The sequence below is a fragment of the Kitasatospora sp. NPDC085464 genome (genome assembly GCF_044541955.1).
GTDB lineage: Bacteria > Actinomycetota > Actinomycetes > Streptomycetales > Streptomycetaceae > Kitasatospora.
Genome location: NZ_JBITTM010000022.1, coordinates 77,554 through 101,918 on the forward strand (window position 1 = coordinate 77,554; position 24,365 = coordinate 101,918).

At 75.2% G+C, this 24,365-nt stretch carries 17 protein-coding genes; 13 read left to right on the plus strand and 4 right to left on the minus strand.

All coding sequences use genetic code 11. The annotated features are described in order from the left end of the window. Window positions 1–161: 161 nt before the first annotated feature. On the plus strand, window positions 162–1,793 hold the full coding sequence (locus ACIGG8_RS20765) for a DUF4153 domain-containing protein (RefSeq protein ID WP_396549685.1): 1,632 nt from the start codon (window positions 162–164) through the stop codon (window positions 1,791–1,793). A 225-nt stretch (window positions 1,794–2,018) separates the two neighbouring features. Here ACIGG8_RS20765 and ACIGG8_RS20770 read toward each other — a convergent pair whose 3' ends face one another. Further along, on the minus strand, window positions 2,019–3,566 hold the full coding sequence (locus tag ACIGG8_RS20770) for an MFS transporter (protein ID WP_396549686.1): 1,548 nt from the start codon (window positions 3,564–3,566) through the stop codon (window positions 2,019–2,021). A gap of 458 nt (window positions 3,567–4,024) precedes the next feature. On the opposite strand from ACIGG8_RS20770, the gene ACIGG8_RS20775 reads away from it, so the two are divergent. The 3 genes from ACIGG8_RS20775 (at window position 4,025) to ACIGG8_RS20785 (ending at window position 6,239) form a co-directional block, all read left to right on the plus strand. Then, window positions 4,025–4,576: a TetR/AcrR family transcriptional regulator gene (locus tag ACIGG8_RS20775; protein WP_396549687.1), complete on the plus strand. Its 552-nt coding sequence runs from the start codon at window positions 4,025–4,027 to the stop codon at window positions 4,574–4,576. Between the two features lie 182 nt (window positions 4,577–4,758). Further along, complete coding sequence (locus ACIGG8_RS20780; RefSeq protein WP_350523356.1) at window positions 4,759–5,457, plus strand: ribonuclease HII; 699 nt, start codon at window positions 4,759–4,761, stop codon at window positions 5,455–5,457. A 101-nt stretch (window positions 5,458–5,558) separates the two neighbouring features. Beyond that, on the plus strand, window positions 5,559–6,239 hold the full coding sequence (locus ACIGG8_RS20785) for a hypothetical protein (RefSeq protein WP_396549690.1): 681 nt from the start codon (window positions 5,559–5,561) through the stop codon (window positions 6,237–6,239). A gap of 255 nt (window positions 6,240–6,494) precedes the next feature. Here the strand turns inward: ACIGG8_RS20785 and ACIGG8_RS20790 are convergent, their stop codons facing one another. Both ACIGG8_RS20790 and ACIGG8_RS20795 read right to left on the minus strand, forming a co-directional pair. After that, window positions 6,495–7,199, minus strand: a complete 705-nt coding sequence (locus ACIGG8_RS20790) for a hypothetical protein (protein ID WP_396549752.1) — start codon at window positions 7,197–7,199, stop codon at window positions 6,495–6,497. Between the two features lie 378 nt (window positions 7,200–7,577). Next, window positions 7,578–9,773, minus strand: a complete 2,196-nt coding sequence (locus ACIGG8_RS20795) for a RecQ family ATP-dependent DNA helicase (RefSeq protein ID WP_396549692.1) — start codon at window positions 9,771–9,773, stop codon at window positions 7,578–7,580. 228 nt (window positions 9,774–10,001) lie between these two features. Here ACIGG8_RS20795 and ACIGG8_RS20800 point away from each other — a divergent pair, with 228 nt between their 5' ends. After that, window positions 10,002–11,522, plus strand: a complete 1,521-nt coding sequence (locus ACIGG8_RS20800) for a DUF4192 domain-containing protein (RefSeq protein ID WP_396549694.1) — start codon at window positions 10,002–10,004, stop codon at window positions 11,520–11,522. Between the two features lie 31 nt (window positions 11,523–11,553). Here the strand turns inward: ACIGG8_RS20800 and ACIGG8_RS20805 are convergent, their stop codons facing one another. After that, entirely contained in the window at window positions 11,554–12,867 is a 1,314-nt protein-coding gene (locus tag ACIGG8_RS20805; protein WP_396549696.1) for an alpha/beta fold hydrolase, read from the minus strand. Window positions 12,868–13,531: 664 nt separating this feature from the next. Here ACIGG8_RS20805 and ACIGG8_RS20810 point away from each other — a divergent pair. From ACIGG8_RS20810 to ACIGG8_RS20845, 8 genes are all read left to right on the plus strand, one after another. Beyond that, window positions 13,532–15,655, plus strand: a complete 2,124-nt coding sequence (locus ACIGG8_RS20810) for a glycogen debranching N-terminal domain-containing protein (RefSeq protein ID WP_396549753.1) — start codon at window positions 13,532–13,534, stop codon at window positions 15,653–15,655. A 226-nt stretch (window positions 15,656–15,881) separates the two neighbouring features. Then, window positions 15,882–16,640: an NUDIX domain-containing protein gene (locus tag ACIGG8_RS20815; protein WP_396549698.1), complete on the plus strand. Its 759-nt coding sequence runs from the start codon at window positions 15,882–15,884 to the stop codon at window positions 16,638–16,640. A 211-nt stretch (window positions 16,641–16,851) separates the two neighbouring features. Beyond that, a complete protein-coding gene (locus ACIGG8_RS20820) occupies window positions 16,852–17,130 on the plus strand; it encodes a hypothetical protein (RefSeq protein WP_396549700.1) in 279 nt (92 codons plus the stop codon). Window positions 17,131–17,396: 266 nt separating this feature from the next. After that, entirely contained in the window at window positions 17,397–18,914 is a 1,518-nt protein-coding gene (locus tag ACIGG8_RS20825) for an ATP-binding cassette domain-containing protein (RefSeq protein ID WP_396549702.1), read from the plus strand. A 3-nt stretch (window positions 18,915–18,917) separates the two neighbouring features. After that, on the plus strand, window positions 18,918–19,823 hold the full coding sequence (locus tag ACIGG8_RS20830; RefSeq protein ID WP_396549703.1) for a hypothetical protein: 906 nt from the start codon (window positions 18,918–18,920) through the stop codon (window positions 19,821–19,823). A 127-nt stretch (window positions 19,824–19,950) separates the two neighbouring features. Then, window positions 19,951–20,883 (plus strand): FCD domain-containing protein, encoded by a 933-nt coding sequence (locus ACIGG8_RS20835; protein ID WP_350523346.1) that lies wholly within the window; start codon window positions 19,951–19,953, stop codon window positions 20,881–20,883. Between the two features lie 726 nt (window positions 20,884–21,609). Beyond that, the gene (locus ACIGG8_RS20840; protein ID WP_350523345.1) at window positions 21,610–23,253 is read left to right on the plus strand and encodes an RNA polymerase sigma factor; all 1,644 of its coding nucleotides are present in this window, start codon (window positions 21,610–21,612) and stop codon (window positions 23,251–23,253) included. A gap of 234 nt (window positions 23,254–23,487) precedes the next feature. Beyond that, window positions 23,488–24,354, plus strand: a complete 867-nt coding sequence (locus tag ACIGG8_RS20845) for a S1 family peptidase (RefSeq protein ID WP_396549754.1) — start codon at window positions 23,488–23,490, stop codon at window positions 24,352–24,354. The last annotated feature ends 11 nt before the right edge of the window (window positions 24,355–24,365 follow it).

A 24,365-nucleotide genomic window follows, 5' to 3' on the forward strand; every position in this document is an offset into this window, starting at 1 on the left:
TTCAGAATGGTCTACAGTCGGCGGTGCGGCGCCCGGCGCGCCCGCCGGCGGACTGCCCCGAGGGCGGCTTCCGCATACCCGTAGACCACTGAGGGGGACCCATGCCCGGTCTGTCCACGCCTGCCTCGGCCGATCCGCCACCAGCTCCGGAGCCGGGGACGATGCCGGGGTCGCCGGAGCCGGGCGGGCCGTACGGCTCCTGGGACCTGTACGACCCGGCCAGGCCCTGGCGCGCACCCGGCGCGCCCGGCACCTCTGTCGCGCCGCCGCCGAAGCGAGCGAGCCGCCTGCGAGCGAGCGACCCCGAGCGGCGGGTCGGGGCCCCGCCCCGGGTCGTCCTGGCCGCCCTGCTCACCGGTTTGCTGACGGCCTGGCTGTTCTACGACGGCCTGGGAGCCAACCTGCTGATCTGCGGGGGCGCGACCGCGGCCGGGGCGGGGTTCGCCGCCCGGGCGGCGGGCCGTCGGGTCCGGCCCTGGACGGTCGCGTGGAGTCTGCTCGCCCTTGCCCTGCTGGCCGTCCCGGCCGTGTGGAGCGCCGCCTGGCCAGGCATGTTGGCGATCGGGGGTGCACTCGCCCTGGCCTCACTGGCCGTGCACGGCGGCCGCCGCTGGACGGGCGTCCTGCTCGCCCTGCCCGGCATCCTCTGGCAGCCGGTGCCCGCCGTGCGGTGGGCCCGGCTCAGCATGCAGGGGCGCTCGCTGCGCGGCCGCGACCGGATCGTCCCGGTGCTCAAGGCGCTCGTGGTCGCCGCCGTCCTGCTGACCGTCTTCGGCCTGCTGTTCGCCAGCGCCGACGCCGCCATGGCGGACCTGCTGGGCGGCCTCAGCCCCGACCTCGACCTCGCCCAGCTCCCCGGGCGCGGAGTCCTGTTCGTGCTCGGGACGCTGACCGCTCTGGGCTTCGCGCACATCGCGGCCGGCCCGCGCCGCTGGGACCGGACCGAGGTCCCGCCCGGCCGGGAGCGGCGACGGCTGGAGTGGGCGCTGCCGCTGGCCGCGCTCAACCTGATGTTCGGCGTCTTCGCGGCGCTCCAGGCCGTGGTGGTGCTCGGCGGCGCGGACGCCGTACTGCGTAACACCGGGATGAGCCGCTCCGCGTACGCCCGGCAGGGCTTCTGGCAGCTCAGCGTGATCACCGTGCTGACCCTGGTCGTGGTGGCGGTCGCCAAGCGCTGGGCCCCGCGCACCACCGTCGCCGACCGCCGCCTGGCGCGGATCCTGCTCGGGTTGCTCTGCGTGCTGGCGCTGGCCGTGGTCGCCTCGGCGCTCGGTCGGATGTGGTTCTACGTGGACGCCTCCGGGCTCACCCGGCTGCGGCTCTGGGTGCTCGTGGTCGAGGTCTGGCTGGGCGTCGTCTTCCTGCTGCTGATCGCTTCCGGGCTGACCCGCCGCAACGGCTGGCTGCCGCGCGTCGTCCTCCTCAGCGGGGTGCTCACCGTCGCGGTGTACGGCCTGATGGGCCCGGACGCGATCGTCGCCGACCAGAACGTCACCCGCTACGAGCAGGCCCTGCGGACCGACCCGCACACCGCGGCCATCGACCTGCGCAACGTCCGGGACCTGTCGGCGGACGCGGTACCCGCCCTGGACCGGCTCCCCGAGCCGCAGCGCAGCTGCGCGCTGCAGCTGATCGCGCAGGATCTGCGCGGGGAGGCGCAGCCCTGGTACGCGACCGACCTCGCGGTCGCCCGGGCCCGGCGGATCCTCGCGGAGCGGCCGCCGGTGGACGACTCGCCGCGGGTCGGCCACCGGGCCTGCGACCGGGCGGGGTTCGAGGACAGGGATTGGTAGGAGCCGGCCGGGGTCGGTGCTGGGGCTGCTGGGGCTGGGACGGTGGCGGGACGGGGGCCGGGCCCGGGTCGGGCCGGGGCCGGGACGGAAAGCGCCGGAACGCGCCGGAAGCGCGAAGGGCCGACCGGGAGCGTGCTGCTCCCGGTCGGCCCTTGGCGTCGTGCCGGCTCGGTGCCGGCGTCGTGTCGGCTCGCTGCCGACGTCGTACCGACGTCCGTGCCGGTGTCAGTGCATCGCGACGGCGGTGTCGCCGCTCGGCAGGTCGCCGGCCTTGGCCTTGATCGCGAAGACCGCGACCACCAGGGCGACCGCCGCGAGTGCGGCGCCCACGATGAAGCCGTGCGAAATGCCCTGGGTGAGCACGGTGTTGGCGGCGTCCGTGCCCGGCGGGAACTCGTGGTGCTGCTGGAGGTAGGCCAGCTGGTCCGGGTTCGCGCTCTGCATGAACTTCGGCAGCTGCACGGCGGCCTCGGCCGTGGCGTAGTGGGCGAAGACCGTGGTCAGGATCGACAGGCCGAGCGAACCGCCGATCTGCTGCATCGAGTTGAGCAGGCCGGAGGCGGCGCCGGTCTCCTCGCCCGGGACACCCGCGACGGAGAGCAGCATCACCGGGACGAAGATCATGCCCATGCCGAGGCCGAACACCACCGTGGGGCCGAGCACGCCGTCCAGGTAGCCGCTGTCCTTGCCCATCTGGGTCAGCCAGCTGAGGCCCACGGTCACCAGCAGCGCGCCGCCCGCCATGAACGGCTTCGGGCCGTACTTGGCCTGGAAGGTGGACGCGATCTGCGCGGCGATGATGATCGAGACGCTGATCGGCAGGAAGGACACGCCGGCCATCAGCGGGCTGTAGCCGAGCGGGCCCTGCACGAACAGCACCACGTAGAAGAAGATGCCGAACATGGCCGCGGCCAGGCAGAGCATCATCACCAGGCCGCCGGTGCGGTTGCGGTCGGCGAACAGGTGCATCGGGGTGATCGGCTGATCGGTGCGGCTCTCGATCACGAGGAAGGCGGCCAGCAGGATCGCGCCGGCCGCGAAGGAGCCGAGCGTGACACTGTCGGACCAGCCGTCCGAGGCGGCCCGGATGAACCCGTAGACCAGGCCGACCAGGCCGAGCGTCGAGGTGAGCGCGCCGGGCAGGTCGAAGCGGCCCGGGTGACGCTCGGACTCGGCGATGTAGCGCGGCGCGGCGATCGCGATCAGCACGGCGATCGGCACGTTGACGAAGAACACCCAGCGCCAGTTCAGGTACTCGGTGAGCAGGCCGCCCGCGAGCAGGCCGATCGCGGCGCCCGAGCCGGCCACCGCCGAGAACACGCCGAACGCCTTGTTGCGCGCCGGCCCTTCCTCGAAGTTGGTGGCGATCAGGGCGAAGGCCGTCGGTGAACAGATCGCGCCACCGATGCCCTGGAGGGCGCGGGCGGCCAGCAGCAGGGTGCTGTCCTGCGCGAAACCGCCGAGCAGCGAGGCCAGCCCGAACAGCAGGGTGCCGAAGATGAACACCCGCCGGCGGCCGAGGATGTCACCCGCGCGACCGCCGAGCAGCAGCAGCCCGCCGAAGGTCAGCGTGTAGGCGTTGATGACCCACGACAGGTCTGTGGTCGAGAAGCCCAGGGCGTCCTTGATGTGCGGCAGTGCGATGTTCACGATGGTCGCGTCGAGGACCACCATGAGCTGCGTGGCCGCGATGACGGCCAGGGTGATGCCCTTGCCCTGCCCCTTCGCGTCCTGCGGTGGTGAGTTCTTGCTGAGCGTGTCGGAGATAGCCACGAATGTGCCCCCTGCTGGCTATGTGCTCGGTGCTGTGGACCCGGCGGACCGCCGGTGTCCGGGTGTGGCGCTGCGCCCTTGCGCAGAGCGGGAAGGAACGGGATCGTTCACTAATCCGGACGATATCTTGGCCCGATTGTGAACGCAAGCGTTCCTTAAGGATGGTGGCGATGGAGCGGTTGGTGCGGCGCCTGGTGGCGGACCGGTCCGGTCGGCCGTCGGGGCGGTCGGCGGGCGGGTCGGCGGGCGGGTCGGCGGGTGGGTCGGCGGGTGGGGTGCCGGGCCGGGCGTCCTTGCGGGGGGAGCCTCCGGGTGCCCCGGACGGCTCGGGTGCCTCGGACGTCGCGATCGGCGGGCCGGGTGCGGTGGTTCCGGGGTCGGGTGCGGAGGCGGCTCTCTGCCCGGTGCGGGCCGCCCGTCAGGCCCTCACCCGGCCCGGAAGGCGACGGGGGAAGGAGTTGGAGAACGCGATCTTCGAGGCCACGCTCGACCAGCTCACCTCCGGCGGATACGCGCGGCTGACCATGGAAGGGGTCGCCGGTGCGGCGCGGACCGGGAAGGCCGCGCTCTACCGGCGTTGGGCCGCCAAGGACGAACTCGTCATCGACGCCCTGGACGCCACTCTTCCACGCCCTTACGACACCCCCGACCTGGGGGCGGCTCGTGACGAACTCCTGCAGCTCATCGGGGCGTTCACGGCCGCTGCGGCCTCCCCTGTGGGTGCGGCCCTCCGCGCGCTGATGGTCGAGATCGACCAGGAGCGGGCGGAGGTGTTCAAGGGCTTCATCAACGACCGCGTCATCGAGCCGATGACGGCGACCATCCTGGAGATCCTCCGCCGCGGCGCCGAGCGCGGGGACGTGCGGCCCGGCGCGGCCACCCCGCTCGTGGCCGACGTCATCCCGGCGATGCTGCTCTACCAGGCCAAGATCCGAGGGTTTCAGGACCTGGGTCCGGACTTCGCCACCCGGCTGGTGGACGAGGTGCTGCACCCGATGATCCGCGCCTGAGGGCTGCCCGGGACCGGCTGCCGGACCGGCGGTCGGACCGGCCGTCGGGACCGGCGCTGGGCCCTTCCGCCGAGGGCGGCCGTCGGGCCCGGCCACCGGGCCCTTCCGCGGCGAGGGCGGCGGATCGGGTGGGCCCGGGACGGGCTTAGGCTGGAGGCTGCCCCAGTTGAACGGAAACCGCCATGCCCATCGTCCCGCCGACCCACTCCGTCGAACGCTCGCTCCGCCGGGCCGGCGCCAGGGTCGTCGTCGGCCTGGACGAGGTCGGGCGCGGCGCCTGGGCCGGGCCGGTCACCGTGGGTGCGGCCGTCACCGGCCTGCGCAAGGCGCCGGAGGGGCTGACCGACTCCAAGCTGCTCACCGAACTGCGCCGCCGTGCGCTCGCCCCGGTCCTCGCCGGCTGGGTCACCGCGTACGCCCTCGGGCAGGCCTCGGCGCAGGAGTGCGACGAGCTCGGCATGACGGCGGCGCTGCGGCTGGCCGCCGTCCGCGCCCTGGAGGCGCTGCCGGTCGAACCCGACGCGGTGATCCTGGACGGCAAGCACGACTATCTCGGCGGCCCGTGGCGGGTGCGCACGGTGATCAAGGGCGACCAGTCCTGCATCTGCGTCTCCGCCGCCTCGGTCCTCGCCAAGGTCCATCGCGACGGCCTGATGGCCGAACTGGGCGAGGGGTGCCCGGAGTACGGCTTCGCCGAGAACGCCGGCTATCCGTCCCCGGTGCACCGCGCCGCGCTGGAGGAACTCGGCCCCACCGAGCACCACCGGGTCTCCTGGGCATTCATGGACGGACTGCCGAAGTGGCGTCACCTCAAGCGCGTTCGGGAGGAAGTGGGTGAGGGTCGGGGATCCGCCGACGAACAGTTGACGCTCGGTTTCTGACGGTCCGTCTGGAATTGCCCCGGGTGGGGGCCGTGAGTGTTCGGTGTCCAATGGGTGGGGTGCCCGTGCGCGTCCGACCGGCATTTGATAGATATCCGGGTATGCCTGTCTTCCCCGAGGAGCCGGAGATTCACGAGAGCCTCCCGGGCCCCGGCGTTCCCTTCCCCCGCGAGTCGGACGCACAAGCCCTCAACGCGCCTGCCACCGGCGGCGCGCCCGCCACCGCACCCACCACCGTCGCCGCTCCGGCCACGGTGCCCGGCCCCCGCCCGGCGTCCCCTCGCCCGGCCCCGCCGCGCGCCGCCCGGCCCGGTCCGCCGCTGCCGATCCCCAAGCCCGGTCCGGCACCGCGTCGCCCCGCCCCCGCCGCGCCGGAGGTCCAGCGGATCGCCGCCACCCCGGCCCGGGCGCTGGAACACGCCGACGACGCGATCGACCTGCTGCTGGACGCCGGCCGAGACCCGGGCACCATCCTGGTGCTGACGGTCGGCGAGGCCCACCCCTGGCAGCAGCACGAGCTGTCCTTCGGTGAGGAGCGCTACTGGGCGCAGCTCGCCGACGGCGGGGACGTGTTCTACGCGGACGCCGCCCTGGCCCGTCCGGTCCGCCGCGAGGTGGTCGTCCTGGTGGTCAACGGCGGAACGCCCGCCCGCGCCGCCGAGGCGTACACCGAGGCGCTCGGCCGTGCGACCGCCCTGCTGGTGGTCTGCGGCGAGGCCGGCCCGGCGGCTGCGGGGACAGTCGCTGCCGCGCCCGCGGCCGGCCGCCCCGTCAACGCCTGACCGCAGTCGTTCCGCTCCGGGCCCGGTGCCGTACGGTACCGGGCCCGAACTCCGTCCGGCGACGGGCCGTTTCCGCTCCGGGTCCGTCCGGCGACGGGCGTTGCCTGGGCGCCGGGGCCGCTTGATCGGTGCCCGGAGGCCGTGCGTACGGTGGTCTCTGCGGTTGTCGCGGTCTCGGCCGACCGGGCGGGCCCTACCGGCTCGGCCGGATCTGCGGCCTCTGCGGCCTCAGTGGCCTCTGCGGCCTCTGCGGGCTCAGCGGGTTCCGGTACGGCGGGTCGGCTCGGCCGCCGCGACCCGCGCGGGCATCCACGGGGTCTCGGACTGCGGGGGGCGCTGAGCGTCCGTGCCGTGCTCGCCCTGCTCGACCGGCGGTCGGTGGGCGCGCGGACCCCGCGGTGCGTCGAGCGCCGAGCGCGGCGGCAGTTCGGTCACCGTGTGCACCGGCCCGTCCGCCCACGAGCCCGCGTGCGGATTGCGTCCGCTCCGCCCGTCCCCGAGGACCTGCCAGCCCGCCGGGGTGAGCCCGATGTACGCGCCGCAGCGCAGTCCGTGCAGCACGGCCGCGTCCTGCAGTGCCCACATCCATGCGCCGTCCTGCTCCGTCCAGCCGGGCGCGCCGTCGCGGCAGCGCAGCACCACGACCGTGCGGGTCGGCTCGGGCAGGCGCAGGTCGTGCGGGACGATCCGGCGCAGGTGCGCCAGCAGCGCGTTCCGGTGTTGCCAGCCGTCGGTGTCGCGCGACCAGGGGGTGAAGGAGGCCGAGGCGGCGAGGTGGTGGAGCGCGTCCACGACGCCGACCACGACCGTGCCCGGCTGGGGCAGGTGGCGTTGGTGCAGCTCCAGGACGAACTCGCGGGGGTCGCGCAGCAACGGGATCCCCGAGGCGGCCCAGGTCTCCAGGTCCAGCACCCGTCTGGGTACCGAACTCCGGGAGAGGGGATGCTGACCTCGGTCGATACCGTTGATCACGATCCTCCTTCCTGACCCGTGGGCAGGTGGGTGCCTGGGTACGCCGAAGGGCGGGTCTGGCGGACCGAGTTTCGGGTACCCCCCAATTCTCGGGGCATCGGAGGCAGGGCGGCAACGATGAAATGATGAACGCCATCCGATAGCCCATGGTCTGCCGGATATGTTCCACCATCGCCCGGGCGTTGCCGGGATGTCGACACGCCTTGATCCACAACGTCCGGAGCACGAGGCGGCCCGTTGCCGGCACGGTGACCACCCCTTTCCCGAGCCGGCCGGCCAGTGTGATCGAAATCGCTTGGCTTGATCCTTTCTGTTAGGCCATTCGAGTGAAGGCCGTTGTTCCCTCGACGGCCCTCTGCCGTCCTGTCACCCCTGCACGGCCAGCACCAGCGGCAGCACCGCGCCCGCTCCGGCCCGGCGCAGCAGCCGGGCGGCCACGGTGACCGTCCAACCCGAGTCGACGAGATCGTCCACCAGCAGCACCGGCCCGCCGGCGGCCGCCACCGCCTGCTCCACCTCCGGCGGCAGGACCAGCGACCCGGCCAGTGAGTGCAGCCGTTGGGCGCTGTTGCTGCGGGCCCCGTGCGGCGGCAGCCCACCGGCGTACTCGATCCTGCCGAGCAGTGGCATCCGCCCGATCTCGGCGATCCGCGCGCCGAGGCTGCCGACCAGCTGGGGGCGGGTCGAGGAGGCCATGGTCACCACGCCGACCGGCCGCTCCAGCCGGGTGCCCTCCGCCGTCGCGGGGCCGGCCCAGCCGCCCGGCCCGCGGGCCCAGTCGGCGAGGACCGTCACCAGCGCGTCCACCGCCTCGCCGGGGACGGGCACGTCCGGCGCCTGCTCGGCGAGCAGGGTGCGCAGCCGGGTGCCCCAGCCGATGTCCGACAGCCGGCCCAGCGCCCGGCCGGTCTCGGCCTGCTCGCCCGCCGGGATGCGGCCCTTGAGCGGCACTCCGAGCGCGTCCATCCCGGTCGGCCAGAGCCGGCGCGGCTCGAAGCTCACGCCCGGGCGCCCGAGCGCGGCCCGGGCGGCGGCCAGCGTCTCGGCGGAGACGTCCGGGGTGTGCAGCGGCCCCGCGCAGTTGTCGCACCGCCCGCACGGTGCGGCCTGCTCGTCGTCCAGCTGTCGGCGCAGGAACTCCATCCGGCAGCCGGTGGCCGCCGCATAGTCGCGCATCGCCCGCTGTTCCGCCTCCCGGGAGGCGGCGACCTTGGCGTAGCGGGCGGCGTCGTACGCCCAGCTCTGCCCGGTGGCCGTCCAGCCGCCCTTGACCCGGCGGACGGCGCCGTCCACGTCGAGCACCTTGAGCATGGTTTCCAGCCGGGCCCGGCGCAGGTCCACCCGGGGCTCCAGGGCGGCGGTGGAGAGCGGCCGACCGGCCTCGGCCAGCGCGTCGATGGTGCGCCGCACCTGCTCCTCCGGGGGGAAGGCCAGCGAGGCGAAGTACCGCCAGATCGCCTCGTCCTCGCGCCCGGGCAGCAGCAGCACCTCGGCCCGGTCCACGCCGCGCCCGGCCCGGCCGACCTGCTGGTAGTAGGCGATCGGCGAGCTGGGCGAGCCGAGGTGCACGACGAAGCCGAGGTCGGGCTTGTCGAAGCCCATGCCGAGCGCGGAGGTGGCGACCAGCGCCTTGACCCGGTTGGCCAGCAGGTCGGCCTCGGCGGTGCGGCGCTCGGCGTCCTCGGTGCGGCCGGAGTAGGAGGCGACCGGGAAGCCGCGCTCGCGCAGGAAGGCCGTCACCTCTTCGGCCGCGGCCACCGTCAGGGTGTAGACGATGCCCGAGCCGGGGAGCCGGTCGAGGTGGTCGGCCAGCCAGGCCAGCCGGTGCGCCGGGTCGGGCAGGGCCAGCACGCCGAGGGTGAGGCTCTCCCGGTCGAGCGGCCCGCGCAGCACCAGGGCGTGCTCGTCGGAGCTGCCGGTGCCGAGCTGCTCGGCCACGTCCGCGGTGACCCGGGCGTTGGCGGTCGCGGTGGTGGCCAGCACCGGGACGCCGGGCGGCAGCTCCGCGAGCATGGTGCGCAGCCGGCGGTAGTCGGGGCGGAAGTCGTGGCCCCAGTCCGAGATGCAGTGGGCCTCGTCGACCACCAGCAGGCCGGTGGAGGCGGCGAGCTTGGGCAGCACCTGGTCGCGGAAGTCCGGGTTGTTCAGCCGCTCGGGGCTGACCAGCAGGACGTCGACCTTCCCGGCGGCGACCTCGGCCTGGACCTCGTCCCACTCGTCGGTGTTGGCCGAGTTGATGGTGCGGGCGTGGATGCCGGCCCGGGCTGCCGAGTCGACCTGGTTGCGCATCAGGGCGAGCAACGGCGAGACGATCACCGTCGGCCCTGCGCCCCGGGCCCGGAGCAGGGCGGTGGCGATGAAGTAGACCGCGGACTTCCCCCAGCCGGTGCGCTGGACGACCAGGGCGCGGCGGTGGTCGACCACGAGGGCCTCGATGGCCGTCCACTGGTCCTCGCGCAGGGCGGCGCCGGGGCCGGCGAGCTCGCGCAGGACGGCCTCGGCCCGCGCCCGGACCTCGGCGCGGTCGGCGGTGGCGGTGGTGTGGGTGTCGGGCTGCTGCATGGCGTCCATGTAACCCCGTACCGCCGACAAGGAGCGAATGCCGGGGTGCGGCGACGGGGGAAGGCGAGGTGTATTTCATCCGCTGATCCGCTGAACGGCGATCAAAAATCACCCCGTGGAGGGCGTGTCGCTTGCTCCGAATGAGCTAACGAAAATCAGGAGGCGGAGTTATCCACAGAAAAAATCGGGTTCCGGCGGCGTCCGCGGATTGCGTCCAGTCTTGCGGCCATGAACGCGATGAACAACGAACACGTCATTCTGTCCCTCGGCCCGGCCTCCGAGCACCGGCCGGTCGTCATGCGCGGTCCGGCCGACATGGCCGAGCTGCTGCCCTACTTCCTGGGCTTCTACCCCGACGACAGCATCGTCGCGGTCGGCCTCCAGGGCCCCGACCTGCACCAGGGCGGGGTGATCCGGGCGGACCTCCCGGACTCGCCCGCGCAGTGGCCGGCCGCCGCGGAGGAGACGGCCGCCCTGCTGGTCGCCCTCTCCGAGCGGCACGGCGCCCGGCCGCCCCAGGTGCTCCTCTACCTCTGCCAGGATCCCGGCGCGCCGCACGCCCCGCCGGTGGTGGACGGCCTGCGGCCGCTGGCGGACGACCTCCGGGCGGCCTTCGGGCGCCGGGGCGTGGTGGTCAAGGAGGCGCTGTGCGTCTCGGGCGGCCGCTGGTGGTCCTTCCTCTGCCGCGGCACCGCGTGCTGCGATCCGGCGGGCAACCCGGTGCGGCGCGGTCCCGATCCGGGCCCGGCGGCCGCCGCCGCGACGGTCGCCGGCCTGGTGCCGCGCGGCAGCCGCAAGGCCATCATGGCCGGGCTGACCCCGATCGGCCCGCCGGGTGACGCCGCCCGGCGCGAGGCGCTCGTCCGGGCCGAGGCGGCCGTGGGCTCGGTCTCCCGGGAACAGGGCATCGGGCTGCTCGACCAGGCCGTCGCCGAGTTCGCGGCCGGGGCCCGGGAGCTCGATCCGGAGCGGACGGCCCGGCTGCTGTTCGCCCTGCGCGACCGGGTCGTGCGGGACCGCGGCGTCGAGTACGCCCGCCCCGCCGAGCTGGCTCCCGCCGAACGCCTCTGGCGCTTCCTCGCCCGCCACGCGGTGCCGCCGTACGAGGGCTGCGCGGTGGCCCCGCTCACCCTGCTGGCCTGGGCCTACTGGGTCGCGGGGGACACGGCGACGGCCCGGGTGGTGCTCGGCCACGTCCTGCGGCTCGACCCGGGCTACCTGCTGGCCGAACTGCTCCACGAGTCGCTCAACGACGGCATGACGCCCGGGGCACTGCTGGCCGCCGTCGAGGCCCAGCGGCGGCGGCGCGAGCAGCACGCGCCCGCGTCGGCCCCGGCCGACGACCCGCCGCAGCCCGTCGGGGGAGCGGCCCCGGCGGCCACAGCCCCGGCGGACGAAGCCCCCGGCGAGCGGCCGGGCCGGGCCGCCGACGCCCGCCGACGCCGCCGGGGAACCCGCCGCAAGGGCTCGTCCACGGTGCCGGCACCCGCGTCCGGGCCTGCGCCGACCGGTCACGGCCCCGGCGACCCGGTGCCGGACAGGAGCACCCCCGGGCCGGTGGCCGTGTCGTCGGCGCCCGGACGGGCCGCGGCGCCCGGGCGTGTCCGGCCGGCCGGGGAGCGCTCCGCCCGGAGCCCGCGGCTCGGCCGTGCGGCGGCGTGCCTGCCCGCGGCCGCACGCCCCGGGACCGGCCTGCACCGGTGCCGCGGGGTCCGGCGGGCGGCGAAGGGAGGCCGCCGTGTCCACTGAACCGCTCGCCGCCGCACCGGCCCCCGGTCCGCTACGCCTCGCCGTGCGCCATCTTGATCAGGCGGTCCAGCACCTTGCCGCCGCTCACCCGCAGACCGTCGTGCTCCCACTCGTTGGTGATCCAGGTCCGCAGGCCGCGCACCGCGCGGGCGGTCTCCAGCGAGTCGGCGGTGTCCACGTACATGTCGTCGTGGTACACCGCCGCCACGACCGGCACGCTGTTGGCGGCCAGGCGCGCCCGGTCGTACAGGTCGGGCCAGTCGGTGCGGGCGGCGAGCAGTTCCGCGGTCTCCTTCAGCGGCCGCAGCGCCGGGTCGGTGTCGAACATCCAGGGGTAGATCATCTCCCCGGTGAACAGCACCGGCGCGCCGGACTCCAGCGCGGCCCGGGCGTCGAACTGCGGGAACTCCTTGCGGAGCCGCTCGGCGGACCAGGCGGTGCCGCCCTGGTCCACCGACCGCTGGCCGTAGATCGACTCGTGCAGCACGGCGTACAGCGGGCCGCCCGCGAAGGAGAGCTGCGCCTGGGCGCCGGCCAGGAAGGTGTCGGAGAGCTCGGGCCCGGCCGCGCCCTCCACCCAGGCCTCCTCCAGCAGGTAGTGCAGGACGCCGGAGCCGCTGCCGCCGCCGAGCAGCAGCCCGAGGGCCTGGAAGGCCTCGACGGTGAGCACTCCGCCGTCCGGCAGGGTCGCGGGGGAGTCCGCGAGGTGGGCGGCGATCGCCCGCACCGCTTCCACGTCCTGCGGGAACCGCGCGTAGTGGTCCTCGTTCTTGCGGACCACACGAGGGTAGGCGGCGCGGTAGACGTCGTCGGCCGAGCTGCCCAGGCCGGCCAGGCCACCGGTGATGAAGGCCTCGGTCAGGCCCTCGGGAGCGATGGAGAGGTAGGTGAGGGTGCAGAAGCCCCCGAAGCTCTGGCCGAGCACGCTCCAGCGCCGGTCGGCGCCGAGCAGCCGGGTGCGGATCAGCTCGGCGTCACGGACGATCGAGTCCGCGCGGAAGCACGCGAGGTAGTCCGCCTGCTCCTGCGGGCCGCCGAGCCGGGCGAGGGTCTGCCGGGTCGCGGGCGTGGAGCGCCCGGTGCCGCGCTGGTCGAGCAGGAGCACCCGGTAGTCGTCCAGCGCGCGCTCCAGCCAGGCGTCCCGGCCGACCGGGCGGGCGGCCTTGCCGCCGGGCCCGCCCTGGAGGAAGAGCAGCCAGGGCAGGTCGTCCCGCTCGCGGCCGGCGGCCACCACCTCGCGGGCGTACACCTCGATCTGCTCGCCCTGCGGGGCCGCGTGGTCGAGGGGGACCTGGAACACGTGGTCGGTCGTGACGATCCCGGGCAGCCGGCTGACGGTGGACATGGAACTCCTCGGTCTCTGCTGGTCACAGCGGTGGCGTCGCGGATCACGGGGTCACCGGGTGCGGGGCCGCGACCCCCGCACCGTATCCTGGCGGCGATCGAGCGCCGGTTCGACCGCCCCCTGTCCGTCCGACCGCGGCCGACGCCCGGTCCGAGCAGCACGGACGGCCGCCCGGGAAGTCCGGAACCGGACCCCGGCCGCGGGGCGGGCGGCCCTCGGCAAGGCCCCGGCGGCACTCCGGCGCGAGCGGCACGACCGCCCGGCGGGGCCCGCCCCGACCGGCGGCGGTCGCGGCGGGGCGTGACCTGGTGGCGGTGCACGGCGTTCACCCCGGGGCCCCGTGTCCGGACGCCGGCCGACCGGCGCCCGGTCGGTCCGAGGAGCGGGCCACGGGGGCAGGGCGTCACCGGCAGGCCGGGAAACCGGACCTGACGGCGTGCCGGGCGCGGTGACGGGCTCGACGCGAAGGCGCGGCGCGCCGGTACCGACCCGGTACCGGGCACCGCATGGCACGACCCGTCGCCGGGTACGGCCAGACACGGCACACCCGCCGGCGGGAAACCCCGTCGGCCCGGCACCATCAGCACGCGATCGAGCATGCTCGCGGCCCACCGGCCTGACCCGGCCACCGGACCGCCGAGGGGAGGAGAGTCCGGTGACCGCCATGAGGCCACCACAGGCCATGCCGGCCGAGAGCGTGCTCGGCGCGCCGAGACCGGTCGGGCGTCCCGACCTGGTCCCGCCGGCCGCCCCCGGGAGCGCACCCGCCGGCCCGGGCCGGCCCACCGTCCCGCCGCGCCCCCAGCCGCCCGCGGTCCACCACGCGGTGATCTGCGTCAACGCCCCGGCGATGGCCGCCTCCGGCCCCGACGGCCAGCTGCGCGGTCAGGGCCTGCACGGCTTCTACCGCAACGGCGTCCGGGCGCTCGCCCGGATGGAACTGCGGCTGGGCGGCATGGAGCCGCTGCCCCTCCAGGGCGCCCTGACCAGCACCGCCCAGGCCCGCTTCCTCGGCGCCGTCCGCGTCCCCGGCGACCTCGATCCGGACCCGGCGCTCACCGTCGAGCGGCTGCGCCACGCGGACGGCGTGGAGACCGTCGTCGTGCGCAACACCGGCCCGCGGCCCGCCAGGCTGCCGCTGGAGATCGCCGTCGGCACGGACCTCGGCCCGGTCGCCGAGATCGCCGCCGGGCACCGCCCGCCGGACCTGCCGGGCCAGGTGCAGTCCGCCGGACTGCGCTGGACGGGTCCCGTGCACAGCGCCGTGGTCAGCGCCAAGCCCTCCCCGCACGCGGTGCTGGCCGGCGCCGGGGTGCTCCGTTGGGACCTGGAGGTCCAGCCCGGCGCCCGCTGGTCGGTCGAGCTGCGCACCGAGCTGGAGGGCGCCCCCACCGGCCCGCGCCCGCCCGGCGGCCGCGGCACCGGTGTCCCGCTGCCCTGGTCCGAGCCGGAGGTCCGCAGCGACGACTCCCGGGCCGCCCCGCTGGTCTCGCGCTCCCTGGACGCCCTCGGCGGACTGCTGTTCGCCGACCCGGACCGCCCGACCGACCTCTACCCGGCGTCCGGCGCGCCCTGGCGATTCGGCCTCGCCCCGGCCGACGCGCTCTGGGCCGCCCGGCTGACCCTGCCGCTCGGCACCCGGCTGGCCGCGGGTACCCTCCGGGCGCTGGCCCGCCGTCAGCAGCTCGCCCCCGCCCCGGGCCGTACCGAGGGCCTGCTGCCCGGCGGCCTGCGGCACGGCGGCCCGGAGCTGCCGCCCACCTGCACCGCCACCGAGGCCACCCTGCTGTTCGTCACCGTGCTGGCCGAGGCCTGGCGCTGGGGCCTGCCCCGGGCGGAGGTCACCGAGCTGCTCCCCGCCGCCGAGCGCGCCCTGGCCGCCCTGCGCGACGGACTGGTCGACGGCTTCGTCACCGACCTCAGCCGTCCCGCCGAGGAGCGCTCCGCCCACCCGGTCGCCGCCCGTGCGGAGGTCCAGGCACAGGCCCACCGGGCCGCCCTGCACGGCGCCGAGCTGCTGGAGGCCTTCGGGCGCCCGGGCGCCGAGGGCTGGCGGAGCTGGGCCGCCGGGCTTCGCGGGCGCTTCCGCGAGCGGTTCTGGATCGACGACCTCTCCGGGGGCCGCCCCGCCGCCGGGCTGGCCCCGGGCGGCCAGCCCCTGCCCGCGCTCGCCTCCTGCCTGGTGCACCTGCTGGACCCCGGGCTCGCCGCCGACGGCGGCCGGCACGAGAGCCTGCTGGACCGCGAGCAGACCCGGCTGCTCGCCCAGCGCCTGGTCGCACCGGAACTGGACAGCGGCTGGGGCCTGCGCACCCTCAGCGCCAAGTCACCCCGCTTCAACCCGTTGGGCCACCGCGGCGGCGCGGTACGGGTGCACGAGACGGCGCTGGCGATCGCCGGACTGGCCGAGGCCGGCCACGAGAACGAGGCCGGCACCCTGCTGGAGGGGCTGCTCGCCGCGGCCGCCCACTTCGAGGGGCGCTTGCCGGAGATGTACGCGGGGGAGCAGCGGACCCCCGGCTGCCCGCCCGTTCCGCACCCGGCGGCCTGTCGCCCGGCGGCGGTCTCCGCGGCCGGCGCCGCGCACGCGGTGTTCGCCCTCGCCGGGGTCCGCCCGGACGTCCCGGGCGGCCGGGTCCTGGTCCGCCCGGCCAGCACCGCGCCGCTCGGCGAACTGGAGCTGACCGGACTGCGGGTCGCGGGCGAGCCGTTCTCGGTCCGGGTGAGCCGGATCGGGGTGGCGATGGTCGAGGAGGCCTCCGCGGACCTGCAGCTCGTGGCCCGCTGACCGCGGGCTCCGGCCACGCCTCCCGGGCCGCGCCTCCCCGGCCCGGCCGCGCCGCGCCGGTGACACCATCGCAGTGACACCACCTCGGTGACACCACCTCGGTGCCTCCGGGCCCGGAGGCAGCGCCCGCCCGGGTCCGGAGGACCGTGTCGGGCGGCCACCGGCCTCGGCCGGGCCGCGCGCAGGGCCTGTGCTTATCGTCAGAGAGACGACTATGATCGTCGCCATGTCGCGTTACGATCCGTCGGCCTTCCCCCCGTTCGCTGTCACGGTTGACCTGGTGGTGCTGACGGTGCGCGACCACGCGCTCTGCGCCCTGCTGGTCAGACGTGGCGAACCGCCGTTCCAGGGGTACTGGGCGCTGCCCGGCGGCTTCGTCCGCCCGGACGAGGGCCTGGCCGAGGCCGCCTCCCGGGAGCTGGCCGAGGAGACCGGCCTGCGCGCGCACTCGGCCCCGGGCCACGACGCGGTCGGCCCCGGTGCGGCCGGGGCCCACCTGGAGCAACTCGCCACCTACGGCCATCCGCAGCGCGACCCGCGGATGCGCGTGGTCAGCGTGGCCTACCTGGTGCTCGCCCCGGACCTGCCGACGCCCCGGGCCGGCGGTGACGCCAGCAGCGCCCGCTGGGCCCCGGTCGGCGAGCTCCTCGGCGACAACCCGGTCGACGGCGTCCCACTCGCCTTCGACCACGGGCTGATCCTCGCCGACGGCGTGGAACGCGCCCGCTCCAAGATCGAGTACTCCTCCCTCGCGACCGCGTTCTGCCCGACCGAGTTCACCGTCGGCGAGCTGCGCCGGGTCTACGAGGCGGTCTGGGGCGTGGTGCTGGACCCGCGGAACTTCCACCGCAAGGTCACCGGCACCCCCGGCTTCCTGCTGCCCTCCGGCGGCACGACGACCCGTCAGGGCGGCCGCCCGGCACAGCTGTTCACCGCCGGCGGCGCGACCGTCCTCAACCCGCCCATGCTCCGCCCGGAGTCCTGAGCGCCGGCGCAGCGCGTCCGGGCCGCCCGCGGCACACCGCGTCCGGGTCGCTTCCCGGCGGGGCCCGGTCGGCGCCCGCGGTCAGGCGGGATCGGCTCCCCCGGCGGCCGAATGGCCCGGCCCGGCTGCGCCCGCGGGGGCACCGACGCAGAGTGTCGGTGGACGCTTCGGCCGCCGGGTCGAAGGCCTCCCGGACCCCAGGAGCCCCCTGATGGCCCTCAACGACTGCGTGCACCAGCGATTCGTCATCGACGGGCTGGTGGCCGACTACAAGAGCCTGGACGCGACCACCACCGGGACGGAGAGGGAACTGGCCCGGCTGCTGGCCGAGCAGGCCGCACCCGAGACGATTGCCGTCGTGCAGGAGAGGCTGGCCGCCGAGCGTGAGCAGCTGGGCCAGCTCGCCGTCGGGGGCCAGCGTGCCGTCGACGAGTTCCGGGCGGTCTGCGGCGGCGAGAAGCTCCCTGAGCTGCCCTGGCCGACCCAGTAGAGCGGCGGTCGGGCGGCGCCGTGCCCCGTCCTACCGGTGCCCCCACGGTGACCCCGCGGTGAGCGGTCCCGTGAATCGCAGGATCGGATTTTCCCCTGATCGGGTGAGGTGGGCAGTCGCCGGGCCCGTGCCGTTCCCGTAATGCCCGGAATAGCCTCCGCCGCCCCCTAATGTGCTGGCGCGGAGCCGTGCGGCGGGCGAACGCCGGCCCACCAGGGGGTGCTCCGCGTCGAGCAGGCCGGCCGAGGGCATGGGAGCAGCCAGCGATGATCCAGATCACCGGACTGACCAAGGTCTACCGCAAGGGCGCTCCGCCCGCCGTGCTGGACCTGACCTTCGACGCCCGGCCCGGCACGGTGACCGCGCTGCTGGGCACCGAGGGCGCGGGCAAGTCCACCGCGCTGCGGCTGATGCTGGAACTCGAACGGGGCCAGGGCGTCACGCTCTTCGACGGCCGTCCCTACCGCCGGCTACGCCGCCCCGAGCGCGAGGTCGGCGTGCTGCTGCCCGGCCCGGGTGAGGGCGCGGCCGCGGTGGCCGGGCACCCGGGCCGCCGGGCGGACGGCCACCTGCGGATGCTCGCTGCTGCCGTCGGCGTCCCGGCCCGACGGGCCGACGAACTGTTGGAACAGACCCGGCTGGCGGCCGTCGCCGGGCAGCGGCTGCGGAGCTTCTCGCCCGGGATGCACCGCCGGCTGGCCCTGGCCGCCGCCCTGCTCGGCGACCCCGGCACGCTGCTGCTGGACGCGCCGACCGAGGGCCTGTCGCCGCGCAACATCGAGTGGTTCCACGCCTTCCTGCGCTCGTTCGCCGTCGCCGGTGGAACGGTCCTGGTGACCACCCGCACCCCGCAGGAGGCCTCCCAGCTCGCGGACCGGGTCGTCACCCTGGACCACGGCCGCCTGGTGGCCGACCAGCCGGTCACGGAGTTCCGCCGGACCAGGCTCAGCCCCGAAGTGGCCGTCCGGGGTCCGCAGATGGCGCGCCTGGCGGACCTGTTGGTCAGCCAGGGCGCCGAAGTCCGCCGGGACGGGAGCGTGGGACTCGCCGTGGCCGGCATCGACCGCACCGAGATCGGCGAACTCGCCTACCGCCACGGGATCCTGCTGCACGAGCTGGCCGACCGCGTGGTCGAGCAGCCCGCGCCCAGGGTCGTCCTGCCGGTCGCCTCGGGCCGCTCCGGCCACCTCCGGGTCCGTTCGGCGGAGGACACCGAACCGGGCCCCGGGCCGGGCCGGGAGGCCGCCGACGAGCCCGCACGGCCCGCCGCCGGATCGGCCCCCGCCGCCGTCCCCGTTCCCGCCGTCGTGCCCGTTCCCGCTGCCGCGCCGGCCACCGAATCCGACGGCGCGTCGGCCGCCGGACCGAAGGGCACGTCGGCCACCGAGTCCGACGCGGAGGCGACCACTCCGCAGCGCCGGGCGCCGCGCCACCAAGCGCCGCACCACCAGGACGACGGGTCCCTGCCCACCCGCGCGCTGCCCGTCGCCGTGATCGGCGCAGTCCTCCCCGCACTCGGCACGCCCGCCCCACGGGCCGCGTCCGCCGGTTCCGGCCGGCCCGCCGAGCGCCCCGGGGCCGGCGAGCCGGCCCCCACCGTCGCCGTCGACCGGCTCTTCCGCGACGAGCCCGCGCCGGGCGGGCAGACCGCCCGGGCCAAGCCCCCGGGCCGCCGCGAGAACGCCGACGTCCTCGCCGACGACACCGTCCGCCTCCGCCGCCTCACCACGGGCGTGACCGCCGCCCCGGCGCCCGCCACCACCGACGACCACCGGAGCGAGTGAACCGTGCGTGTCCTGGCCTACGAACTGCGCCGTCTGCGCGGCCTGCGCTCCACTTGGCTGCTGCTCGCCGCCGTACTCCTCGGCGACGCCGTCGTGGCCGCCGTCCTGGCGAGCCAGACCCCGGACGGTCCGCTGGCCGCCCCCGCCGGGGTGCGTCTGCTGACCGCCGCCGTCCCGCTGATCCCGTTGCCGTTCGCGGCCCTCGGTGCCGGCGTGCTGGGCGCGCTCTCGTACGGGCACGAGGTGTGCCACCCGGGCCTGCCGGCCTCGCTGGTGTCGTACCCGCGCAGGGTGCGGCTGCTGCTGGCCAAGCTGCTGGTGGTCGGCCCGGGGGCGGCGCTGCTGGCGCCGGCCACGCTGCTGCTCGACGCGGTGGCCGTGCACCTCGCGCTGCCGGACGGGGTGACGGTGGCGGCCTGGGCGGATCCCGGCGCGCTGTCGGACCGGGTGTCCGGGGCGGTGAGCGGCGCCGGGCTGTCCGGGCTGTCCGACCTGCCGGGTGCCTTCGCCCCGTTGGCGCTGGTCGCCGGCCACGGGGTGCCGGCCGCCCTGCTGGCGTTCGTCCTGCTGACCGTGGTGGCCGCGTGGACTGGCGTGCTGGCCGCAGCGCTCACCCGCAGTGCCGCCGCCGGGATGCTGCTGCTGTGCGCGCTGCCGCCGCTGCTGGAATCCGGAGTGGCCCTGCTGCTGCGCCGCACCGGTCGGCCGTGGCCGGTGCGGGCGGCCGGGCTGCTGCCGTTCCAGTCCGGGATCGAGTGGGCCTACGGCTGGGTGTACGGCGGCGCGCGCGGTGCGGCAGCCGGGAGCATGGCGCTGACCGACCCGGCGCTGCTGGCGGCGGTCGCCGCCCCCGCAGCCGCCCTGCTGCTCGCCGCGCTGCTCGTCCTGGCCCGTCGCCGCGCGCTGTAGCGCCGGCCGTCGCAAGCGCTCGGGGGCCGACCGCCCCGAAAAACCAAGATCGACCAGCAGTGACCGGATTGAGCGGTTCTTCCTGATAAGAAGTCAATTATCCAGTCACGGTCGATCACCCTTTCGTGTGCTTTTCACGAGAATTCTCAAGCCGCGCCTGCCGATCGCCGACAAAGGAGGCGTGAGTACCCTTGCGCACCCCACCATGACCCCCGCCCGTTCCGCCGATGGGCCGATCCACGGCTCCGGCGACCTGGACCGCTTCTCGTACGCCGACCGGCCGACCCCGCCGGCGCCCCGCTGGGAGGGCGCCGAGTCCGACATCTCCCGGGTCGGCCGCAAGACCACCAGTAGCCGCGGACGCGGTCTGCACGGCCAGCTGGTCCAGCAGCTCGGCCAGATGATCGTCTCCGGTGACCTCGGCGCCGACCGCCCGCTCGTCCCCGAGGAGATCGGCCAGCGCTTCGAGGTCTCCCGGACCGTCGTCCGCGAGTCGCTGCGCGTGCTGGAGGCCAAGGGCCTGGTCAGCGCCCGGCCGAACGTCGGCACCCGGGTCCGTCCGGTCGGCGACTGGAACCTGCTGGACCCCGACATCATCGAGTGGCGCGCCTTCGGCCCGCAGCGGGACGAGCAGCGCCGGGAGCTGTTCGAGCTCCGCTGGGCGATCGAGCCGCTGGCCGCCCGGCTCGCCGCCGGCCACGGCCGGGAGGACGTTCAGCACCGGCTGGTCGAGCTGGTCGAGATCATGGGCCACGCCGCCTCCCAGGCCGACCTCTCCACCTACACCCGGGCCGACGCCGAGCTGCACGGCCTGGTCCTGCAGATGGCCGGCAACCGGATGCTGGAGCACCTGTCCGGGATCGTGGCCTGCGCGCTGCAGGTCTCGGGCGGCCCGGCGATCTCCTGCGAGCGGCCCTCCGAGGCCTCGGTCGGTCTGCACGCCCGGCTGGTGGACGCCCTGGGGGCGGGCGACGGCGCCGCGGGCGAGGTCGCGATGCGGGCGCTGCTCACCGTCCACCCCGAGATCGAGCCGTCCGTCCCCGCGCCCCGGGAGCACTGAGCGGGCTGTTCCGACGAGCGGAGGCGCCGGGCCCGGCGGTCCGCTCCGCCAGGGCCCTCCGGCCGCACCGCGCGGCGCAGCCGGAGGGCCTCCGCATGTGGAGGCCTGCGGGGCTCCGGTCACCGCGGCCCCTGACTGCCCGGCCCCCGACCATCCGGCTCCTGCCCCCGACGGCCCGACGGCCCGGCTTCGACGGCCCGACGGCCCGACGGCCCGGCTTCGACGGCCCGCTCCGACGGCCCGGCCCATGGCCACCGAGTGCCCCGGTCTCCCGCCCCCGGCGCGCGGCTCGGCTCCCGCCGTCCTTGGCCCTGGCGTGGGGCCCCGCCCCTGGCGTCCCCGGCCCCGGCCCCCGCTCCTTCCGCCCTTGGTCCTTCCGGCCCGCCCGCAAAGCTGCCCGAGCCATGACAAAGGTTTCGGCGCGAGTGCGCGATGATGGAATCCGGCCCCGTGGCCGTGGGCGCCGAGTGGTGTGACCCGCGACACGAAGGCCATGCGTAACACTTGACGAGTAGCAGCGATGTCTCCTGAGCGGGAGCAGCTCCGGAATACTCCAACATGTCAGAATGCTGTGTTGGTCCGCGGCGCTGCTGCCGTCCTGCAAACCCAGTCCTCAAACCCGAGTCGGTCGGAATCGACACCGCGCGTCCGGCGCGCGATCTCCTTCCCCGCCCGCTCGGGCGGCCGGTACGGGTTCGAGTCCACTCATCGTCCGAGAGGTTGTTCGTGTCGGCCAGCACATCCCGTTCGCTTCCCCCCGAGATCGCCGAGTCCGCAGCTCTGCTGGCGCTCATCGAGCGGGGCAAGGCCCAGGGGCAGATCGCCGGTGACGACGTGCGCCAGGCGTTCGAGGCGGACCAGATCCCGGTCACCAAGTGGAAGAACGTCATGCGCAGCCTCAATCAGGTGCTGATTGAGGAGGGCGTGGACCTCATGGTCAGCGCGGCCGAACCGGCCGGCGCCAAGCGCAAGAGCGTTGCTGCCAAGAGCCCCACCAAGCGCACCGCCACCAAGGCTGTCACCACCCGGACCCCGGCCGCTCCGTCGGCCCCGACCAAGCCGCCCGTGCGGATCGCCCCCGGCGCTCCCGTCGCAGCTCCGGCCGTCGCGGCTGCCGCTGCGCCGGCCCCCACGGTCTCCGCCGACATCACCGTCGAGGGTGCGGCCGTCGCGGTCGCCGAGGTGAAGGCCGCCCCGGCGAAGAAGGCCGTTGCGGCCAAGAAGACCGCCGCCAAGAAGACCGCCGCGCCGGCCAAGAAGGCCGCCGCCAAGAAGACCGCCGCCGGCAAGGCCGGCAAGGGTGGCGACGAGGAGCTGCTCGGCGACGAGGAGCTGGTCGAGGACACGGCGCTGCCGGGCGACAAGGCCGAGGCCGAGGGTCCGGAGGAGGAGTCGGAGGGCTTCGTCCTCTCCGACGACGACGAGGACGACGCGCCGGCCCAGCAGGTCGCCGTCGCCGGTGCCACCGCCGACCCCGTCAAGGACTACCTGAAGCAGATCGGCAAGGTCCCGCTGCTCAACGCCGAGCAGGAGGTCGAGCTCGCCAAGCGGATCGAGGCCGGCCTGTTCGCCGAGGACAAGCTCTCGGCCGCCGACAAGCTCGCCCCCAAGCTCAAGCGCGAGCTGGAGATCATCGCCGAGGACGGCCGCCGGGCCAAGAACCACCTGCTGGAGGCCAACCTCCGCCTCGTGGTCTCGCTGGCCAAGCGCTACACCGGCCGCGGCATGCTCTTCCTGGACCTGATCCAGGAGGGCAACCTGGGTCTGATCCGTGCGGTCGAGAAGTTCGACTACACCAAGGGCTACAAGTTCTCGACCTACGCCACCTGGTGGATCCGCCAGGCGATCACCCGCGCCATGGCCGACCAGGCCCGCACCATCCGCATCCCGGTGCACATGGTCGAGGTCATCAACAAGCTGGCCCGCGTCCAGCGCCAGATGCTCCAGGACCTGGGCCGCGAGCCCACCCCGGAGGAGCTGGCCAAGGAACTCGACATGACCCCCGAGAAGGTCATCGAGGTCCAGAAGTACGGCCGTGAGCCGATCTCGCTGCACACCCCGCTGGGCGAGGACGGCGACAGCGAGTTCGGTGACCTCATCGAGGACTCCGAGGCGGTCGTCCCGGCCGACGCGGTCTCCTTCACCCTGCTCCAGGAGCAGCTGCACTCGGTGCTGGACACGCTGTCCGAGCGCGAGGCCGGCGTGGTCTCGATGCGCTTCGGCCTGACCGACGGCCAGCCGAAGACGCTCGACGAGATCGGCAAGGTGTACGGGGTCACCCGTGAGCGCATCCGCCAGATCGAGTCGAAGACCATGTCGAAGCTGCGCCACCCGTCGCGTTCCCAGGTGCTGCGCGACTACCTGGACTGATCGCGGGATCGGATCGGCAACGATCGTCGACGCGAAGGCCCGGAACCGTACGGTTCCGGGCCTTCGCGGCTGTTCGGACCCGGTGTGTCAGCGTCCGGGTGGTGGTTGTCGCTCGTCCGGGTGGCGGCGCGTCCGGATGCGGTCGCACGGTGTAGCCGGTCACCTACGCTGTGCCGGTTGCCTGCTGCCGAGCCTTCTGGAGTCACGGTGCCGACCGAGCCGGACCGCACTGACCTGCCGAACCCCGCCCCGCCACGGAGCGACCCGGCCGCCCCGCGGGCGAACCGCCGCCGCCGGGCCGCCGCGCTGGCGCTGCTCGCCGCCGTGCCCGTCCCGCTGGTCGCCCTCGGGGCGGCGCCGGCCGAGGCGCAGCGCCGGGTGGTCGGGGGCAACGCGGCGAGCACCGTCGACCACCCGTGGATCGTGGCGCTGGCCAGCCGTCAGCAGTTCGGCAGCGGCCGCTCCGGTCAGTTCTGCGGAGGCGCGCTGGTCAGCCCGACCAAGGTGGTGACGGCCGCGCACTGCTTCTACGACGAGGCCAAGGGGCGGGTGGAACGGCCTGGCCTCAAGGTGATCGTCGGCCGGGACGACATGCGCGGCACGTCCGGCCGCGAGGTGCCGGTGCGCTCGGTCTGGATCCACCCCGACTACTCCTTCGCCGCCAACATGAACGACGTCGCGGTGCTCACCCTCGCCGAGCCCCAAGGGGCGCGGCCGGTGGTCGAGCTGGTCGGCCAGGGCGAGACCGCGCCGTACGCGGCCGGGACGAGGGCGCGGGTGTTCGGCTGGGGTGACACCACGGGGCGGGGCGACTACTCGCCCGTGCTGCGCGGGGTGGACGTGTCGATGGTCCCGGACGAGTCCTGTGCGCACGCCTACCCGGGCGGGCAGGACGGCAAGTTCGACGCCCGGGGCATGGTCTGCGCGGGCGAGGAGAAGGGCGGCAAGGACGCCTGCCAGGGCGACAGTGGTGGCCCGCTGATCGTCGAGGGGCGGCTGGTCGGCCTGGTCTCCTGGGGGACGGGCTGCGCCGAGGCGGCTCATCCAGGGGTCTACACCCGGATCTCCTCGGTCGCGGACGCGGTGCACTCGGTGCTGTGAGCGGCCTGCGA

Excerpts from the sequence above, each read along its gene's own strand:
- ACIGG8_RS20765 (WP_396549685.1), top strand. The coding sequence starts at position 162 with ATGCCGGGGTCGCCGGAGCCGGGCGGGCCGTACGGCTCCTGGGACCTG.
- ACIGG8_RS20780 (WP_350523356.1), top strand. The coding sequence starts at position 4,759 with ATGCCCATCGTCCCGCCGACCCACTCCGTCGAACGCTCGCTCCGCCGG.
- ACIGG8_RS20785 (WP_396549690.1), top strand. The coding sequence starts at position 5,559 with ATGCCTGTCTTCCCCGAGGAGCCGGAGATTCACGAGAGCCTCCCGGGC.
- ACIGG8_RS20795 (WP_396549692.1), bottom strand. The coding sequence starts at position 9,773 with ATGCAGCAGCCCGACACCCACACCACCGCCACCGCCGACCGCGCCGAG.
- ACIGG8_RS20800 (WP_396549694.1), top strand. The coding sequence starts at position 10,002 with ATGAACGCGATGAACAACGAACACGTCATTCTGTCCCTCGGCCCGGCC.
- ACIGG8_RS20805 (WP_396549696.1), bottom strand. The coding sequence starts at position 12,867 with ATGTCCACCGTCAGCCGGCTGCCCGGGATCGTCACGACCGACCACGTG.
- ACIGG8_RS20810 (WP_396549753.1), top strand. The coding sequence starts at position 13,532 with ATGAGGCCACCACAGGCCATGCCGGCCGAGAGCGTGCTCGGCGCGCCG.
- ACIGG8_RS20815 (WP_396549698.1), top strand. The coding sequence starts at position 15,882 with ATGTCGCGTTACGATCCGTCGGCCTTCCCCCCGTTCGCTGTCACGGTT.
- ACIGG8_RS20820 (WP_396549700.1), top strand. The coding sequence starts at position 16,852 with ATGGCCCTCAACGACTGCGTGCACCAGCGATTCGTCATCGACGGGCTG.
- ACIGG8_RS20825 (WP_396549702.1), top strand. The coding sequence starts at position 17,397 with ATGATCCAGATCACCGGACTGACCAAGGTCTACCGCAAGGGCGCTCCG.